Annotated in this window: 17 protein-coding genes; all 17 read left to right on the forward strand. The window is 42.0% G+C overall.

The genetic code is table 11. The annotated features are described in order from the left end of the window. Position 1: 1 nt before the first annotated feature. The 17 genes from KV696_RS00330 to KV696_RS00410 all read left to right on the forward strand — a co-directional run bounded on the left by KV696_RS00330 (position 2) and on the right by KV696_RS00410 (position 16,978). A complete protein-coding gene (locus KV696_RS00330) occupies positions 2 to 1,897 on the forward strand; it encodes an MBL fold metallo-hydrolase (RefSeq protein WP_219966544.1) in 1,896 nt (631 codons plus the stop codon). 100 nt (positions 1,898 to 1,997) lie between these two features. Continuing rightward, entirely contained in the window at positions 1,998 to 3,107 is a 1,110-nt protein-coding gene (gene proB, locus KV696_RS00335) for a glutamate 5-kinase (RefSeq protein WP_219966545.1), read from the forward strand. Positions 3,108 to 3,116: 9 nt separating this feature from the next. Beyond that, positions 3,117 to 4,379 carry a glutamate-5-semialdehyde dehydrogenase gene (locus tag KV696_RS00340; protein WP_023942837.1) on the forward strand — a complete coding sequence of 421 codons (1,263 nt, stop codon included), beginning with the start codon at positions 3,117 to 3,119 and terminating at the stop codon, positions 4,377 to 4,379. A 3-nt stretch (positions 4,380 to 4,382) separates the two neighbouring features. Beyond that, positions 4,383 to 5,180, forward strand: coding sequence for a pyrroline-5-carboxylate reductase (gene proC / locus KV696_RS00345; RefSeq protein ID WP_023942835.1), 798 nt, complete (start codon positions 4,383 to 4,385; stop codon positions 5,178 to 5,180). A 228-nt stretch (positions 5,181 to 5,408) separates the two neighbouring features. Next, a complete protein-coding gene (tmk, locus tag KV696_RS00350; RefSeq protein ID WP_023942833.1) occupies positions 5,409 to 6,047 on the forward strand; it encodes a dTMP kinase in 639 nt (212 codons plus the stop codon). Then, positions 6,044 to 6,934 (forward strand): DNA polymerase III subunit delta', encoded by an 891-nt coding sequence (locus KV696_RS00355; protein WP_219966546.1) that lies wholly within the window; start codon positions 6,044 to 6,046, stop codon positions 6,932 to 6,934. The genes tmk and KV696_RS00355 overlap by 4 nt, the downstream gene beginning before the upstream one ends. Positions 6,935 to 6,973: 39 nt before the next feature. Beyond that, complete coding sequence (yabA, locus tag KV696_RS00360) at positions 6,974 to 7,291, forward strand: DNA replication initiation control protein YabA (RefSeq protein ID WP_000358227.1); 318 nt, start codon at positions 6,974 to 6,976, stop codon at positions 7,289 to 7,291. 2 nt (positions 7,292 to 7,293) lie between these two features. Continuing rightward, on the forward strand, positions 7,294 to 8,172 hold the full coding sequence (rsmI, locus tag KV696_RS00365; protein WP_219966547.1) for a 16S rRNA (cytidine(1402)-2'-O)-methyltransferase: 879 nt from the start codon (positions 7,294 to 7,296) through the stop codon (positions 8,170 to 8,172). Positions 8,173 to 8,306: 134 nt separating this feature from the next. Beyond that, positions 8,307 to 9,641 (forward strand): methylenetetrahydrofolate--tRNA-(uracil(54)-C(5))-methyltransferase (FADH(2)-oxidizing) TrmFO, encoded by a 1,335-nt coding sequence (gene trmFO, locus KV696_RS00370; protein ID WP_219966942.1) that lies wholly within the window; start codon positions 8,307 to 8,309, stop codon positions 9,639 to 9,641. An 83-nt stretch (positions 9,642 to 9,724) separates the two neighbouring features. Continuing rightward, on the forward strand, positions 9,725 to 10,450 hold the full coding sequence (gene pyrH, locus KV696_RS00375) for a UMP kinase (RefSeq protein ID WP_000002995.1): 726 nt from the start codon (positions 9,725 to 9,727) through the stop codon (positions 10,448 to 10,450). Positions 10,451 to 10,470: 20 nt separating this feature from the next. Next, a complete protein-coding gene (gene frr / locus KV696_RS00380; protein ID WP_219966548.1) occupies positions 10,471 to 11,028 on the forward strand; it encodes a ribosome recycling factor in 558 nt (185 codons plus the stop codon). Between the two features lie 59 nt (positions 11,029 to 11,087). Beyond that, positions 11,088 to 11,942, forward strand: a complete 855-nt coding sequence (gene cvfB, locus KV696_RS00385) for an RNA-binding virulence regulatory protein CvfB (protein WP_023942823.1) — start codon at positions 11,088 to 11,090, stop codon at positions 11,940 to 11,942. 8 nt (positions 11,943 to 11,950) lie between these two features. After that, a complete protein-coding gene (locus tag KV696_RS00390; protein ID WP_023942821.1) occupies positions 11,951 to 12,166 on the forward strand; it encodes a YozE family protein in 216 nt (71 codons plus the stop codon). An 84-nt stretch (positions 12,167 to 12,250) separates the two neighbouring features. Further along, entirely contained in the window at positions 12,251 to 13,255 is a 1,005-nt protein-coding gene (locus tag KV696_RS00395; protein ID WP_023942819.1) for a PhoH family protein, read from the forward strand. A gap of 212 nt (positions 13,256 to 13,467) precedes the next feature. Beyond that, entirely contained in the window at positions 13,468 to 14,037 is a 570-nt protein-coding gene (locus tag KV696_RS00400) for a GNAT family N-acetyltransferase (RefSeq protein ID WP_219966549.1), read from the forward strand. 66 nt (positions 14,038 to 14,103) lie between these two features. Beyond that, the gene (locus KV696_RS00405; protein ID WP_219966550.1) at positions 14,104 to 14,754 is read left to right on the forward strand and encodes a helix-hairpin-helix domain-containing protein; all 651 of its coding nucleotides are present in this window, start codon (positions 14,104 to 14,106) and stop codon (positions 14,752 to 14,754) included. Further along, positions 14,738 to 16,978 (forward strand): DNA internalization-related competence protein ComEC/Rec2, encoded by a 2,241-nt coding sequence (locus KV696_RS00410; RefSeq protein WP_219966551.1) that lies wholly within the window; start codon positions 14,738 to 14,740, stop codon positions 16,976 to 16,978. The genes KV696_RS00405 and KV696_RS00410 overlap by 17 nt, the downstream gene beginning before the upstream one ends. Positions 16,979 to 17,225 lie beyond the last annotated feature (247 nt).

Genomic DNA, 17,225 nt, shown 5'->3' on the forward strand with positions numbered 1-17,225 from the left:
AATGAAAAAGAAATTGACTAGTTTAGCACTTGCAGGCGCTTTTTTAGGCTTGTCATGGTATGGAAATGTTCAAGCTCAAGAAAGTTCAGGAAATAAAATTCACTTTATAAATGTTCATGAAGGTGGAAGTGATGCGATTATTCTTGAAAGCAATGGACATTTTGCCATGGTGGATACAGGAGAAGATTATGATTTCCCAGATGGAAGTGATTCTCGTTATCCATGGAGACAGGGTATCAATACAACTTATAAGCATGTTCTAACAGACCGTGTCTTTCGTCGTTTGAAGGAATTGGGTGTCCAAAAACTTGATTTTATTTTGGTGACCCATACTCACAGTGATCATATTGGAAATGCTGATGAATTACTGTCTACCTATCCAGTTGACCGAGTCTATCTTAAGAAATATAGTGATAATCGTATTACTAAGCCTAAACGTCTTTGGGATAATCTGTATGGCTATGATAAGGTTTTACAGACTGCCGCAGAAAAAGGTGTTTCAGTGATTCAAAACATCACACAAGGAGATGCTCATTTTCAGTTTGGGGACATGGATATTCAGCTCTATAATTATGAAAATGAATATGATGAGAATGGAAATCTTAAACCTGTTTGGGATGATAATTCCAATTCCTTGATTAGTGTAGTAAAAGTCAATGGCAAGAAAATTTATCTTGGGGGCGACTTAGATAATGTTCATGGAGCAGAAGACAAGTACGGTTCTCTCATTGGAAAAGTTGATTTGATGAAGTTTAATCATCATTTAGATACAAAAAATTCTAATACAAAAAATTTTATAAGAAATTTGTCTCCTGAGATAATTGTTCAAACTTCTTCCTCACCAATTGGTTCGTATGATAGCGGTGAAGAAATAAATAGGGAATATATTAGCTGGCTTGAATCAATGGGAATTCAACATATAAACGCAGCCAGCAAAGACTATGATGCGACAGTTTTTGATATTCGAAAAGACGGTTTTGTCAATATTTCAACATCCTACAAGCCGATTCCAAGTTTTCAAGCTGGTTGGCATAAAAGTGCTTATGGAAACTGGTGGTATCAAGCGCCTGATTCTACAGGAGAGTATGCTGTCGGTTGGAATGAAATTGAAGGTGAATGGTACTATTTTAATCAGAGGGGAATCCTGCTATATAATCAATGGAAAAAATGGAACAATCGTTGGTTCTATTTGACAGACTCTGGTGCTGCTGCTAAAAATTGGAAGAAAATCGCTGGAATCTGGTATTATTTTAACAAAGAAAACCAGATGGAAATTGGTTGGATTCAAGATAAAGAACAGTGGTATTATTTATCAAACGATGGCTCTATGAAGACAGGTTGGCTTCAATATAAGGGGCAATGGTATTACTTTGCTCCATCAGGGGAAATGAAAACGGGCTGGGTAAAAGATAAAGAAACCTGGTACTATATGGATTCTACTGGTATCATGAAGACAGGTGAGATAGAAGTTTCTGGTCATCATTACTATCTAGAAGAATCAGGAGCTATGAAGCAAGGCTGGCTTAAAAAGGCAAATGATTGGTATTTCTACAAGACAGACGGTTCACAAGCTGTGGGTTGGATTAAAGACAAGGATAAATGGTACTTCTTGAAAGAAAATGGTCAATTACTTGTGAATGGTAAGACACCAGAAGGCTATACTGTTGATTCAAGTGGTACCTGGTTAGTGGATGTTCCGGTCGAGAAATCTGTTACAACTAAAGTCACAAGTAACTCAGAAATAAAAGAATCCAAAGAAGTAGTGAAAAAAGATCTTGAAAGTAAAGAAATTAGACAGAATGAAGGTGTTACAAGCGCTTCAACTAGTCAAGATTTGACTTCTTCAACTTCAAAAAGCTCTGAGACGAGTACAAATAAATCGGAATCAGAACAGTAGTAAAAAAGAAGGTTTTAGGGCCTTCTTTTTCCTATCAACTCTTTTCTATTTTCTGCTATTCATGTTATAATGGATAAATATGAAGAATCGGAGTGAGACTATGAAATACAAACGGATCGTCTTTAAGGTGGGGACTTCTTCTCTGACAAATGAGGATGGAAGTTTATCACGTAGTAAGGTAAAGGCTATTACCCAGCAGTTAGCTATGTTGCACGAGGCGGGTCATGAGTTGATTTTGGTGTCGTCGGGAGCCATTGCTGCTGGTTTTGGATCCTTAGGATTTAAAAAGCGTCCGACTAAGATTGCTGATAAACAGGCTTCAGCAGCGGTAGGGCAAGGGCTTTTGTTGGAAGAATACACGACCAATCTTCTCTTGCGCCAAATCGTTTCTGCACAAATCTTGCTGACCCAGGATGACTTTGTGGATAAGCGCCGTTATAAAAATGCCCATCAGGCTTTGTCGGTTTTACTTAGCCGTGGTGCGATTCCTATCATCAATGAGAATGACAGTGTCGTCATTGATGAACTCAAGGTTGGGGACAATGACACTCTTAGTGCCCAGGTAGCGGCCATGGTCCAAGCAGACCTTTTGGTTCTCTTGACAGATGTGGACGGTCTTTATACTGGAAATCCTAATTCAGATCCAACAGTCAAACGCTTGGAGAGAATCGAGACCATCAATCGTGAAATTATTGATATGGCTGGTGGAGCTGGCTCGTCAAATGGAACTGGGGGCATGTTAACAAAAATCAAGGCTGCAACTATTGCGACAGAATCAGGAGTTCCTGTTTATATTTGCTCATCCTTGAAGGCAGATGCCATGATTGAGGCGGCTGAGGAAACCAAGGATGGTTCCTACTTTGTTGCAGAGGAAAAAGGTCTCCGTACCCAGAAACAATGGCTGGCCTTTTATGCTCAGAGTCAAGGTTCTATTTGGGTTGATAAAGGGGCTGCTGAAGCTCTCTCTCAACATGGAAAGAGTCTTCTCTTATCTGGTGTTGTTGATGCAGAAGGTGCCTTTTCTTACGGTGATATCGTGACAGTATTTGACAAGGAAAGTGGAAAATCACTTGGAAAAGGGCGCGTGCAATTTGGGGCATCTGCTTTGGAGGATATGTTACGTTCTCAAAAAGCCAAGGGTGTCTTGATTCACCGTGATGACTGGATTTCCATTACTCCTGAAATCCAACTACTCTTTACAGAATTTTAGAGGTAAACTATGGTAAGTACACAAGAACAATTTGAGCAGGTACAGGCTGTTAAAAAATCGATCAACACAGCTAGTGAAGACGTGAAAAACCAAGCCTTGCTAGCCATGGCTGATCACTTAGTGGCTGCTACAGAGGAGATTTTAGCGGCAAATGCCCTCGATATGGAATCGGCCAAAGGTAAAATCTCAGATGTGATGCTGGATCGTCTTTATTTGGATGCAGGGCGTATAGAAGCGATGGCAACTGGTATTCGTGAAGTGGTTGCCTTACCAGATCCAATCGGTGAAGTTTTAGAAACCAATCAGCTTGAAAACGGTTTGGTTATCACAAAGAAACGTGTAGCTATGGGAGTTATTGGTATAATCTATGAAAGCCGTCCGAATGTGACGTCTGATGCGGCTGCTTTGGCTCTTAAAAGTGGAAATGCAGTTGTTCTTCGTAGTGGTAAGGATGCCTATCAAACAGCTCATGCTATTGTCACAGCTTTGAAGAAGGGCTTGGAGACGACTACTATTCACCCAGATGTGATTCAACTGGTGGAAGATACCAGTCGTGAAAGCAGCTATGCCATGATGAAGGCCAAAGGCTATCTAGACCTTCTCATTCCTCGTGGAGGGGCTGGTTTGATCAATGCCGTAGTTGAAAATGCTATCGTACCTGTTATTGAGACAGGAACTGGGATTGTCCATGTTTATGTGGACAAGGATGCAGACGAAGACAAGGCGCTGTCTATCATCAACAATGCCAAAACTAGTCGCCCTTCTGTCTGCAATGCCATGGAGGTTCTCCTTGTTCATGAGGACAAGGCAGCAAGTTTTCTTCCTCGCTTGGAGCAAGTGCTGGTTGCAGATCGAAAAGAAGCTGGGTTGGAAGCAATTCAATTCCGCCTGGATAGCAAAGCAAGTCAGTTTGTTTCTGGTCAAGTAGCTGAGGCTCAAGACTTTGACACCGAGTTTTTAGACTATATTCTAGCTGTTAAGATTGTGAGCAGTTTAGAAGAAGCGGTTGCCCATATTGAGGCTCACAGTACCCATCATTCGGATGCCATTGTGACGGAAAATGCAGAAGCTGCAGCTTACTTTACAGATCAGGTGGACTCTGCAGCGGTTTATGTCAATGCCTCAACTCGTTTCACCGATGGTGGCCAATTTGGTCTTGGTTGCGAAATGGGGATTTCTACTCAGAAACTGCACGCGCGTGGTCCCATGGGATTGAAAGAGTTGACCAGCTATAAGTATGTGGTTACTGGTGACGGACAGATAAGGGAGTAAGAGATGAAGATTGGATTTATCGGTTTGGGGAATATGGGAGCTAGTTTGGCCAAGGCTGTTTTGCAGGCCAAGACGGGTGATGACCTTCTCCTTGCCAATCGTAGTCAAGCCAAGGTGGATTCTTTCATTGCCGACTTTGGCGGTCAGGCTTCCAGCAATGACGAAATCTTTGCAGAAGCAGATGTGATTTTTCTAGGAGTAAAGCCTGCACAGTTCTCAGACTTGCTTTCTCAATATCAGACTATCCTTGAAAAACGAGAAAGTCTTCTTTTGATTTCCATGGCAGCTGGATTGACTTTAGAAAAAATAGCAAGCCTTATCCCAAGTCAACACCGAATTATTCGTATGATGCCAAATACTCCGGCTTCTATCGGACAAGGAGTGATTAGTTATGCCTTGTCTCCTAATTGCAGGGCTGAGGACGGTGAGCTATTTTGTCAACTTTTAACTAAGGCTGGTCTCTTGGTTGAACTTGGGGAAAGCTTAATCGACGCAGCGACAGGTCTTGCAGGCTGTGGACCGGCTTTTGTCTATCTCTTTATTGAGGCCTTGGCAGATGCAGGTGTTCAGACAGGATTGCCACGAGAAATAGCTTTAAAAATGGCAGCACAAACTGTGGTAGGAGCTGGGCAATTGGTCCTTGAAAGTCAGCAACATCCTGGGGTCTTAAAAGATCAAGTTTGTAGCCCAGGTGGTTCGACTATCGCTGGTGTAGCAAGCCTAGAAGCGCATGCTTTTCGAGGAACGGTCATGGATGCAGTTGGTCAAGCCTATAAACGAACACAAGAACTAGGTAAATAAGAGGTGGATTTGTCTGCCTCTTTTATGGTGGTTGATACTCTTGGAAAATCTCTTCAAACCACGTCAGCTTCCATCTACAACCTCAAAACAGTGTTTTGAGCAACCTGCGGCTAGCTTCCTAGTTTGCTCTTTGATTTTCATTGAGTATGAAATGAGAAGACAAAAAGATTGTCACAAACCCCTATTTTTTTGATAGAATAGAAGTAGTAAAAAAGAAATGAGTTAGACATGTCAAAAGGATTTTTAGTCTCTCTTGAGGGACCAGAGGGAGCAGGAAAGACCAGTGTTTTAGAGGCTCTGCTCCCAATTTTAGAGGAAAAAGGAGTAGAGGTGCTGACGACCCGTGAACCTGGCGGAGTCTTGATTGGGGAGAAGATTCGGGAAGTGATTTTGGACCTAAGTCATACTCAGATGGATCCTAAAACGGAACTCCTTCTCTATATCGCCAGTCGCAGACAGCACTTGGTGGAAAAAGTTCTCCCTGCCCTTGAAGCTGGCAAGTTGGTCATTATGGACCGCTTCATCGATAGTTCCATTGCCTATCAGGGATTTGGTCGTGGCTTGGATATTGACGCCATTGATTGGCTCAATCACTTTGCGACAGATGGCCTTAAACCTGATTTGACACTCTATTTTGACATCGAGGTGGAAGAAGGGCTGGCTCGCATTGCTGCTAATAGTGACCGCGAGGTCAATCGTTTGGACTTGGAAGGTTTGGACTTGCATAAAAAAGTTCGTCAAGGCTACCTTTCTCTTCTGGATAAAGAGGGAAATCGCATTGTCAAGATTGATGCGAGTCTCCCCTTGGAGCAAGTTGTGGAAACTACCAAGGCTGTCTTGTTTGATAGAATGGGATTAGCTAAATGAAACAAGATCAACTAAAGGCCTGGCAACCAGCCCAGTTTGACCGCTTTGTCCGTATTCTAGAACAAAACCAGCTCAATCACGCCTATCTCTTTTCAGGTTTCTTTGGAAGCTTGGAAATGGCTCAATTTTTGGCTAAGAGCCTCTTTTGTACGGATAAGGTAGGTGTGTTGCCATGTGAGAAATGTCGAAATTGTAAGCTGATTGAACAGGAAGAATTTCCCGATGTCACTTTGATTAAGCCAGTCAATCAGGTTATTAAGACAGAACGCATTCGGGAATTGGTGGGACAGTTTTCTCAAGCAGGGATTGAAAGCCAGCAGCAGGTTTTTATTATCGAGCAAGCTGAGAAGATGCATCCTAATGCAGCCAATTCTCTGCTCAAGGTCATCGAAGAACCCCAGAGTGAGGTTTATATTTTCTTCTTGACCAGCGATGAGGAAAAGATGTTACCGACCATCCGTAGTCGGACTCAAATTTTCCACTTTAAAAAGCAAGAAGAACAACTCATCTTGCTCTTAGAACAAATGGGACTGGTTAAGAAAAAAGCGACTCTCCTAGCTCAGTTTAGTCAATCGCGAGCTGAAGCAGAAAAGTTGGCAAATCAGGCAGTCTTTTGGACCTTGGTCGATGAAAGTGAACGCCTGCTGACTTGGTTAGTAGCTAAGAAAAAAGAAAGTTATCTGCAGGTTGCTAAATTAGCCAACTTAGCAGATGACAAGGAAAAACAAGATCAGGTTTTACGGATTCTTGAAGTTCTCTGTGGACAAGATATCCTACAAGCAAGAGTAAGAGTGATTCTACAAGATTTGCTAGAAGCTAGAAAAATGTGGCAAGCTAATGTCAGCTTTCAAAATGCTATGGAATATCTGGTCTTGAAAGAAATATAAACTCAAAAATGAACGATAAAGAAAGGAAAGGGCTGTTTTATGGACAAAAAAGAATTATTTGACGCGCTGGATGATTTTTCCCAACAGTTATTGGTAACCTTGGCCGACGTGGAAGCCATCAAGAAAAATCTCAAGAGCCTGGTAGAGGAAAATACAGCTCTTCGCTTGGAAAATAGTAAGTTGCGCGAACGCTTGGGTGAGGTGGAAGCAGATGCTCCCGTCAAGGCCAAACATGTTCGAGAAAGTGTCCGTCGGATTTATAAAGACGGATTTCACGTTTGTAATGATTTTTATGGTCAACGTCGAGAGCAGGATGAGGAATGTATGTTCTGTGACGAGTTACTATACAGGGAGTAAGCATGCAGATTCAAAAAAGTTTTAAGGGGCAATCTCCCTATGGCAAGCTGTATCTAGTGGCAACGCCGATTGGCAATCTAGACGATATAACCTTTCGAGCTATCCAGACCTTGAAAGAAGTGGACTGGATTGCTGCTGAGGATACGCGCAATACAGGGCTTTTGCTCAAGCATTTTGACATTTCCACCAAGCAAATCAGTTTTCATGAGCACAATGCCAAGGAAAAGATTCCTGATTTGATTGGTTTCCTGAAAGCAGGACAAAGCATTGCTCAGGTATCCGATGCGGGTCTGCCTAGCATCTCAGACCCTGGTCATGATTTGGTTAAGGCAGCAATTGAGGAAGAGGTTGCAGTTGTCACAGTTCCGGGTGCCTCTGCAGGGATTTCTGCCTTGATTGCCAGTGGTTTAGCACCGCAGCCACATATCTTTTACGGTTTTTTGCCAAGAAAATCAGGCCAGCAAAAGCAATTTTTCGACTCGAAAAAAGACTATCCTGAAACACAAATTTTCTATGAATCTCCTCATCGTGTAGCAGATACGTTGGAAAATATGCTAGAAGTCTACGGTGACCGCTCGGTGGTCTTGGTTAGAGAATTGACCAAAATCTATGAAGAATACCAAAGAGGAAAGATCTCTGAATTGCTGGAAAGCATAGCTGAAACACCACTCAAGGGCGAATGCCTTCTCATCGTTGAAGGTGCCAGTCAGGATGTGGAAGAAAAAGACAAGGAGGACTTGTTTTCAGAAATCCAAGCCCGCATCCAGCAAGGTATGAAGAAAAATCAAGCCATTAAGGAAGTTGCGAAATACTACCAGTGGAATAAAAGTCAACTCTACGCAGCCTACCACGACTGGGAAGAAAATCAAGAAAATGACTAAACAGGGAAGTTTGCCTTCTTCCCTTTTTTTGTTATACTAGTAGAAGAAAAAATTAGAAAGATTTGTGGGTGTCAAACAGTCCAGTGGGGTGTTTTGATATGGACTTACGTCCCACCCAAAGAGGTATTAGTGTCGTGTCTCAATCTTATATCAATGTTATCGGTGCTGGTTTGGCAGGTTCTGAAGCAGCCTACCAAATCGCAGAACGTGGTATTCCAGTTAAACTTTATGAAATGCGTGGTGTCAAGTCAACACCTCAACACAAAACAGACAATTTTGCTGAGTTAGTTTGTTCTAATTCCCTTCGTGGGGATGCTTTGACAAATGCAGTGGGTCTCCTCAAGGAAGAAATGCGTCGCTTGGGTTCTGTTATTTTGGAATCTGCTGAGGCTACACGTGTTCCTGCTGGTGGTGCTCTTGCGGTGGACCGAGATGGTTTCTCCCAAATGGTGACTGAAAAAGTTGCCAACCATCCCTTGATTGAGGTGGTGCGTGATGAAATTACAGAATTGCCGACAGATGTTATTACGGTTGTCGCTACTGGTCCTTTGACCAGCGATACTCTGGCTGAAAAGATTCATGCTCTTAATGACGGCGATGGTTTCTATTTCTACGATGCGGCAGCGCCTATTATCGACGTCAACACCATCGATATGAGCAAGGTCTACCTCAAGTCTCGATACGATAAGGGAGAAGCTGCCTACCTCAACGCTCCCATGACTAAGCAAGAGTTTATGGATTTTCATGAAGCCTTGGTTAATGCGGAAGAAGCACCGCTCAATTCTTTCGAAAAAGAAAAGTACTTTGAAGGCTGTATGCCTATCGAAGTCATGGCTAAACGTGGTATTAAAACCATGCTTTATGGTCCTATGAAACCAGTCGGTCTGGAGTATCCAGATGACTACACAGGACCTCGTGATGGAGAATTCAAAACCCCTTATGCGGTGGTTCAGCTGCGTCAGGATAATGCGGCTGGTAGCCTTTACAATATAGTCGGTTTCCAGACCCACCTCAAATGGGGAGAACAAAAACGTGTCTTCCAAATGATTCCAGGTCTTGAAAATGCTGAGTTTGTTCGTTATGGTGTCATGCACCGCAATTCTTATATGGATTCACCAAATCTTCTTGAACAGACTTACCGTTCTAAGAAACAGCCAAATCTCTTCTTTGCTGGTCAGATGACGGGTGTGGAAGGCTATGTTGAATCAGCAGCGTCAGGCTTGGTTGCGGGAATTAACGCGGCTCGTCTTTTCAAGGGAGAAAGCGAGGCTATTTTCCCAGAAACAACAGCGATTGGAAGTCTAGCTCATTACATCACCCATGCTGACAGCAAACATTTCCAACCAATGAATGTTAATTTCGGTATTATCAAGGAGTTGGAAGGCGAGCGTATTCGTGATAAGAAGGCTCGTTATGAAAAAATTGCAGAGCGTGCTCTTTCTGACTTAGAGGAATTTTTAACGGTCTAATTTTTTTGAAAGAATTGCTCATGATACTATAAAAATCTTAGAAATTGTGATAAAATAGGTAGGATAAAAAAAGGAGAGTGAAAATGGCGAATCCCAAGTATAAACGTATTTTAATCAAGTTATCAGGTGAAGCCCTTGCCGGTGAACGTGGCGTAGGGATTGATATCCAAACAGTTCAAACAATCGCAAAAGAGATTCAAGAAGTTCATAGCTTAGGTATCGAAATTGCCCTTGTTATCGGTGGAGGAAATCTCTGGCGTGGAGAACCTGCTGCAGAAGCAGGAATGGACCGCGTTCAGGCAGATTACACAGGAATGCTTGGGACTGTTATGAATGCTCTTGTGATGGCAGATTCATTGCAACAAGTTGGTGTCGATACGCGTGTACAAACAGCTATTGCCATGCAACAAGTGGCAGAGCCTTACGTACGTGGACGTGCCCTTCGTCACCTTGAAAAAGGCCGTATCGTTATCTTTGGTGCTGGAATTGGTTCACCTTACTTCTCAACAGATACAACAGCGGCCCTTCGTGCAGCTGAAATCGAAGCGGATGCCATCCTTATGGCTAAAAATGGGGTCGATGGTGTTTACAATGCCGATCCTAAGAAGGACAAGACAGCCGTTAAATTTGAAGAATTGACCCACCGTGATGTTATCAATAAAGGTCTCCGTATCATGGACTCAACAGCTTCAACTCTCTCAATGGATAACGACATTGACTTGGTTGTCTTCAACATGAACCAACCAGGCAACATCAAACGTGTCGTATTTGGTGAAAATATCGGAACAACAGTTTCAAATAATATCTAAGAAAAGGAATAAGAAAGATTATGGCTAACGCAATTATTGAAAAAGCTAAAGAGAGAATGGCCCAGTCTCACCAATCACTTGCTCGTGAATTTGGTGGTATCCGTGCTGGCCGTGCCAATGCAAGCTTGCTTGACCGTGTACATGTAGAATACTACGGAGTCGAAACTCCTCTTAACCAAATCGCTTCAATTACCATTCCAGAAGCGCGTGTTTTGTTGGTAACACCATTTGACAAGTCTTCATTGAAAGACATCGAACGTGCCTTGAACGCTTCTGATCTTGGTATCACACCAGCTAATGACGGTTCTGTTATTCGTTTGGTTATCCCTGCTCTTACAGAAGAAACTCGTCGTGACCTTGCTAAAGAAGTGAAGAAGGTCGGCGAAAATGCTAAAGTGGCTGTCCGCAATATTCGTCGTGATGCTATGGACGAAGCTAAGAAACAAGAAAAAGCAAAAGAAATCACTGAAGACGAATTGAAGACTCTTGAAAAAGACATTCAAAAAGTAACAGACGATGCTGTTAAACACATCGACGACATGACTGCCAACAAAGAAAAAGAACTTTTGGAAGTCTAAAAATAAACAGAAAAACTCAGTTGGCATTGCTGGCTGAGTTTTATTCGAAAGAAGGAAATATGAATACAAATCTTGCAAGTTTTATCGTTGGACTGATCATCGATGAAAATGACCGTTTTTACTTTGTGCAAAAGGATGGTCAAACCTATGCTCTTGCTAAGGAAGAAGGCCAACATACAGTAGGGGATACGGTCAAAGGTTTTGCCTACACGGATATGAAGCAAAAACTCCGCATGACAACCTTAGAAGTGACTGCCACTCAGGATCAGTTTGGTTGGGGCCGTGTTACAGAGGTTCGTAAGGACTTGGGTGTCTTTGTGGATACAGGCCTTCCTGACAAGGAAATCGTTGTGTCACTCGATATTCTCCCTGAACTCAAGGAACTCTGGCCTAAGAAGGGCGACCAACTCTACATCCGTCTTGAAGTGGACAAGAAAGACCGTATCTGGGGACTCTTGGCTTATCAAGAAGACTTCCAACGTCTGGCTCGTCCTGCCTACAACAACATGCAGAACCAAAACTGGCCAGCCATTGTTTACCGCCTCAAGCTGTCTGGAACTTTTGTTTACCTGCCAGAAAATAACATGCTTGGCTTTATCCATCCTAGCGAGCGTTACGCAGAGCCACGTTTGGGGCAAGTATTAGATGCGCGCGTTATTGGTTTCCGTGAAGTGGACCGCACGTTGAACCTCTCCCTCAAACCACGTTCTTTTGAGATGTTGGAAAATGATGCTCAGATGATTTTGACATACTTGGAAAGCAATGGCGGTTTCATGACCTTAAATGATAAATCATCTCCTGATGACATCAAGGCTACCTTTGGCATTTCTAAAGGTCAGTTCAAGAAAGCACTCGGTGGTTTGATGAAGGCTGGTAAAATCAAGCAAGACCAGTTTGGGACAGAGTTGATTTAGGGAGACTTATGAGAAAATCATTTTACACTTGGCTCATGACCGAGCGCAATCCTAAAAGTAACAGTCCCAAAGCTATCTTGGCAGACCTAGCTTTTGAGGAGTCAGCCTTCCCAAAACACACAGATGATTTTGACGAGGTGAGTCGCTTTTTGGAGGAGTACGCTAGTTTCTCTTTCAATCTAGGAGATTTTGACATTATCTGGCAAGAATACTTAGAACACTAGCATGATTCATTGGGTTTGGGCTAGTAATTTCTCCACCCCTTTGCTATAATAAAAAGAAATAAAAGGATTAGAGAGGTTCTTTATTTGAAGGAACATTCAATTGACATTCAACTGAGTCATCCAGATGACCTGTTTCATCTTTTTGGTTCCAATGAACGCCATCTTCGTTTGATGGAAGAAGAGCTTGATGTGGTGATTCATGCTCGTACGGAGATTGTGCAGGTTTTGGGAGAAGAGACTGCCTGTGAGGAAGCCCGTCAGGTTATTCAGGCTTTGATGGTCTTGGTAAATCGTGGGATGACCGTTGGTACGCCAGATGTGGTGACTGCGATTAGTATGGTCAAAAACGATGAAATCGACAAGTTTGTCGCCCTTTACGAAGAAGAAATCATCAAGGATAATACTGGTAAACCTATTCGTGTCAAAACCCTAGGGCAAAAACTTTATGTGGACAGTGTTAAACAGCATGATGTGACCTTTGGAATTGGGCCTGCAGGGACAGGGAAGACCTTTCTTGCAGTGACCTTGGCAGTGACAGCCCTTAAACGCGGGCAAGTCAAACGAATTATCCTGACACGCCCAGCGGTGGAAGCAGGAGAGAGTCTAGGTTTTCTTCCGGGTGATCTTAAGGAGAAGGTAGATCCTTACCTTAGACCTGTTTATGATGCCTTGTATCAGATTCTGGGAAAAGACCAAACGACTCGTCTTATGGAGCGTGAAATTATCGAGATTGCGCCCCTTGCCTATATGCGTGGACGAACCTTGGATGATGCCTTTGTCATTCTCGATGAGGCGCAAAATACGACCATCATGCAGATGAAGATGTTTTTGACTCGTTTAGGCTTTAATTCTAAGATGATTGTCAATGGAGATATCAGTCAGATTGACCTGCCACGTAATGTCAAGTCCGGTTTGATTGATGCCCAAGAAAAACTCAAGAACATCCATCAGATTGACTTTGTTCATTTTTCAGCCAAGGATGTTGTTCGCCATCCAGTTGTCGCTCAGATTATCCGAGCTTATGAACCAGCTCCAGTTAAAAAAGAAGAGAGTGACGAATTAGATCCTCAACCTCTATCTGAAGGATAGTTCTTTTGTACTTAAAGTTATCTCAATGCTCAATCTATAGTAGATTGACGCTAGAATAGTACGTTGTGACTGCTAAAACATTTCTAGAAATTAATTTGACTTTCCTGATTGATTTGTTTATATCTTATTTCAATCTACTATAAATTTTCGTTTTACATGTTTTATTTAATATCCTTATATTAGATTAGAAAGGTTTCCAGTGGAAGAAATATATGGAATCAATCTTTTTAAAACTAGCTCAGTATCCAATAGTGGAGACAGAGCGTTTATTGCTTAGACCTGTAACCTTGGATGATGCGGAAGCTATGTTTGACTATGCCTCGGATAAGGATAATACACGTTACACTTTTCTAACCAATCAAAGCTTGGAAGAAACCAAGAATAACATTGCTCAGTTCTACTTGGCCAATCCCTTGGGACGGTGGGGAATAGAACTAAAAAGCAATGGCAAATTTATCGGAACCATTGATTTGCACAAGATTGATCCTGTTCTTAAGAAGGCAGCTATTGGTTACATTATCAATAAAAAATATTGGAATCAAGGATTGACGACAGAAGCCAATCGTGCCGTAATTGAGCTAGCTTTTGAGAAGATAGGAATGAATAAGTTAGTTGCTTTACACGATAAGGCTAATCCCGCGTCAGGAAAGGTCATGGAGAAATCAGGAATGCGTTTTTCCCACGAAGAAGCTTATGCTTGTATGGACCAGCATGAAGAAGGTCGAATCGTGACAAGAGTTCATTATGTCTTGACTAAGGAAGACTATTTTGCAAATAAATAAGCAGTTGAGAAGAAATTTTCAACTGTTTTTTCTTTCTCTTACGAATAATTTAAGAGAGGAGAAAATATGGAAGCAATTATCGAAAAAATCAAAGAGTATAAAATCATTGTCATCTGTACTGGTCTGGGCTTGCTTGTAGGAGGATTTTTCCTGCTAAAGCCAGCTCCACAAACACCTGTCAAAGAAACGAATTTGCAGGCTGAAGTTGCAGCTGTTTCCAAGGATTCGGTATCCGAAAAGGATGTGAAGAATGAAGAAAAGGAAGAACCTCTTGAACAAGATCTAATCACAGTAGATGTGAAGGGTGCTGTCAAATCGCCAGGGATTTATGAATTGCCAGTAGGTAGTCGGGTCAATGATGCTGTTCAGAAGGCAGGTGGCTTGACAGAGCAAGCAGACAGCAAGTTGCTTAATCTAGCTCAGAAAGTCAGTGATGAGGCTCTGTTTTACGTCCCAACTAAGGGAGAAGAATCAGCTAGTCAACAGACTGGTTCTGGGACGGATTCTTCGACAAGTAAAGCAAAGAAGGTCAATCTCAACAAGGCAAGTCTGGAAGAACTCAAGCAGGTAAAGGGTCTGGGAGGAAAACGAGCTCAGGATATTATTGACCATCGTGAGGCAAACGGGAAGTTCAAGTCAGTAGACGAGCTCAAGAAGGTCTCTGGCATTGGTGCCAAGACAATAGAAAAGTTAAAAGACTATGTTACAGTGGATTAAGAATTATCCTATCCCCCTTATCTATCTGAGTTTTATATTACTCTGGCTTTACTACGCCATTTTCTCAGCCTCCTATCTAGCACTGTTGGTCTTCGTCTTTCTGCTAGTCTGTCTCTTTATTCAATTTCCGTGGAAATCAGCAGGCAGAGTTCTAGTGATTTGCGGAATCTTTGGATTTTGGTTTCTGTTTCAAAATTGGCAACAGAGTCAAGCGAGTCAAAATTTGGCGGATTCTGTTGAAAGGGTACGGATTTTGCCTGACACTATTAAGGTCAATGGTGATAGTCTGTCCTTTCGTGGCAAGTCTGATGGACGCATTTTTCAAGTCTATTATAAACTCCAGTCCGAGGAGGAGAAAGAAGCCTTTCAAGCCTTAACCGACCTTTATGAGATAGAACTTGAAGGGAAGCTTTCGGAGCCAGAAGGGCAGAGAAATTTTGGTGGTTTTGACTACCAAGCTTATCTGAAGACTCAGGGAATTTTCCAGACTCTCAATATCAAAAGAATACAGTCCCTTAAACAGGTTAGCAGTTGGGATATAGGAGAAAATCTATCCAGTTTACGCCGTAAGGCTGTAGTTTGGATTAAGACACATTTTCCAGACCCTATGCGCAATTACATGACAGGGCTTTTGCTAGGATATCTGGACACAGATTTTGAGGAGATGAATGAGCTTTATTCCAGTCTAGGAATTATTCATCTTTTTGCCTTGTCGGGTATGCAGGTAGGATTTTTCATGGATGGATTTAAGAAACTTCTCTTACGATTGGGCTTGACCCAAAAAAAGTTGAAATGGCTGACCTATCCCTTTTCCCTTATCTATGCAGGGCTGACAGGATTTTCAGCATCGGTTATTCGCAGTCTCTTACAAAAGTTACTGGCTCAACATGGTGTTAAGGGTTTGGATAATTTTGCCTTGACGGTCCTTATCCTCTTTATCATCATGCCCAACTTTTTCTTGACAGCAGGAGGAGTCTTGTCCTGCGCTTATGCTTTTATCTTGACCATGACTAGTAAAGAAGGAGAGGGGCTCAAGGCTGTTGCTAGAGAAAGTCTAGTCATCTCCTTGGGCATATTGCCCATTCTGTCCTTCTATTTTGCGGAATTTCAACCTTGGTCCATCCTTTTGACCTTCGTCTTTTCCTTTCTATTTGACTTGGTCTTCTTACCGCTCTTGTCTATCTTATTTGCCCTTTCCTTTCTCTATCCAGTCATTCAGCTGAATTTTATTTTTGAATGGTTGGAGGGCATTATTCGCTTGGTATGGCGGGTGGCAAGCAGGCCTCTGATTTTTGGACAACCCAATGCATGGCTTTTAATCTTGTTGTTAATTTCCTTGGCTTTAATCTATGATTTGAGGAAAAACATTAAAAGGCTAGCAGTGTTGAGCTTATTGATTACAGGTCTCTTTTTCCTGACCAAGCATCCACTGGAAAATGAAATTACCATGCTGGATGTGGGGCAAGGCGAAAGTATTTTCCTAAGGGATGTAACTGGTAAGACTATTCTCATAGATGTGGGCGGTAAGGCAGAATCTGATAAGAAAATTGAAAAATGGCAAGAAAAGGCGATAACCAGCAATGCCCAGCGAACCTTGATTCCCTATCTTAAAAGTCGAGGAGTAGCTAAGATTGACCAGCTGATTTTGACAAATACGGACAAGGAACATGTTGGAGATTTGTTAGAGGTGATTAATGATTTCCATGTAGGGGAGATTTTAGTATCAAAAGGCAGTTTGAAACAGAAGGAATTTGTGGCAGAACTACAGGCAACTCAAACCAAGGTGCGCAGTGTAACAGCAGGAGAGAACTTGCCAATTTTTGGAAGTCAGTTAGAAGTCTTATCTCCAAGGAAGATTGGAGATGGAGGTCCTGAAGATTCTCTAGTTCTGTATGGGAAACTCTTAGATAAGCACTTCCTCTTCACAGGAAACTTGGAGGAGAAAGGAGAGAAGGACTTGCTGAAGCATTATCCTGACCTAGAGGTAGATGTTTTGAAGGCTGGTCAACATGGCTCTAAAAAATCATCACGTTCAGCCTTTTTAGAACAGCTCAAACCAGAGATGACTCTCATTTCAGTTGGAAAGAACAATCGAACGAAATTACCCCATCAGGAAACTTTGACACGACTGGAAGGTATCAATAGCAAAGTTTACCGAACTGACCAGCAAGGAGCTATACGCTTTAAGGGGTGGAATAGTTGGAAAATTGAAAGTGTTCGATAGGAAGGACAAATATTATATATTAGTAAAATAAACTAGAAATCTGTTGCATAATAATGATAAAAACGATATAATGAAAGCGTCTTCAATATTAATGATATAAAACCATTAAAAATTAGCAAAAACCGTTTAATTAGTTAGTTTATGATCTATTGGTCCTTTTCAGTCCAGTATGTCTGCTGTGAGCGTTCTTAAAACTTATCGGTATGATTGGAAAGTATAGTACGAACTATCACAGTCTCGTTATGAT

Source organism: Streptococcus humanilactis (assembly GCF_019448275.1).
Lineage (GTDB): Bacteria > Bacillota > Bacilli > Lactobacillales > Streptococcaceae > Streptococcus > Streptococcus humanilactis.

Excerpts from the sequence above, each read along its gene's own strand:
- KV696_RS00355 (WP_219966546.1), top strand. The coding sequence starts at position 6,044 with ATGAAACAAGATCAACTAAAGGCCTGGCAACCAGCCCAGTTTGACCGC.
- pyrH (WP_000002995.1), top strand. The coding sequence starts at position 9,725 with ATGGCGAATCCCAAGTATAAACGTATTTTAATCAAGTTATCAGGTGAA.
- KV696_RS00400 (WP_219966549.1), top strand. The coding sequence starts at position 13,468 with ATGGAATCAATCTTTTTAAAACTAGCTCAGTATCCAATAGTGGAGACA.
- tmk (WP_023942833.1), top strand. The coding sequence starts at position 5,409 with ATGTCAAAAGGATTTTTAGTCTCTCTTGAGGGACCAGAGGGAGCAGGA.
- KV696_RS00340 (WP_023942837.1), top strand. The coding sequence starts at position 3,117 with ATGGTAAGTACACAAGAACAATTTGAGCAGGTACAGGCTGTTAAAAAA.
- yabA (WP_000358227.1), top strand. The coding sequence starts at position 6,974 with ATGGACAAAAAAGAATTATTTGACGCGCTGGATGATTTTTCCCAACAG.
- cvfB (WP_023942823.1), top strand. The coding sequence starts at position 11,088 with ATGAATACAAATCTTGCAAGTTTTATCGTTGGACTGATCATCGATGAA.
- rsmI (WP_219966547.1), top strand. The coding sequence starts at position 7,294 with ATGCAGATTCAAAAAAGTTTTAAGGGGCAATCTCCCTATGGCAAGCTG.
- proB (WP_219966545.1), top strand. The coding sequence starts at position 1,998 with ATGAAATACAAACGGATCGTCTTTAAGGTGGGGACTTCTTCTCTGACA.
- frr (WP_219966548.1), top strand. The coding sequence starts at position 10,471 with ATGGCTAACGCAATTATTGAAAAAGCTAAAGAGAGAATGGCCCAGTCT.
- KV696_RS00330 (WP_219966544.1), top strand. The coding sequence starts at position 2 with ATGAAAAAGAAATTGACTAGTTTAGCACTTGCAGGCGCTTTTTTAGGC.
- KV696_RS00405 (WP_219966550.1), top strand. The coding sequence starts at position 14,104 with ATGGAAGCAATTATCGAAAAAATCAAAGAGTATAAAATCATTGTCATC.
- proC (WP_023942835.1), top strand. The coding sequence starts at position 4,383 with ATGAAGATTGGATTTATCGGTTTGGGGAATATGGGAGCTAGTTTGGCC.
- KV696_RS00390 (WP_023942821.1), top strand. The coding sequence starts at position 11,951 with ATGAGAAAATCATTTTACACTTGGCTCATGACCGAGCGCAATCCTAAA.
- KV696_RS00410 (WP_219966551.1), top strand. The coding sequence starts at position 14,738 with ATGTTACAGTGGATTAAGAATTATCCTATCCCCCTTATCTATCTGAGT.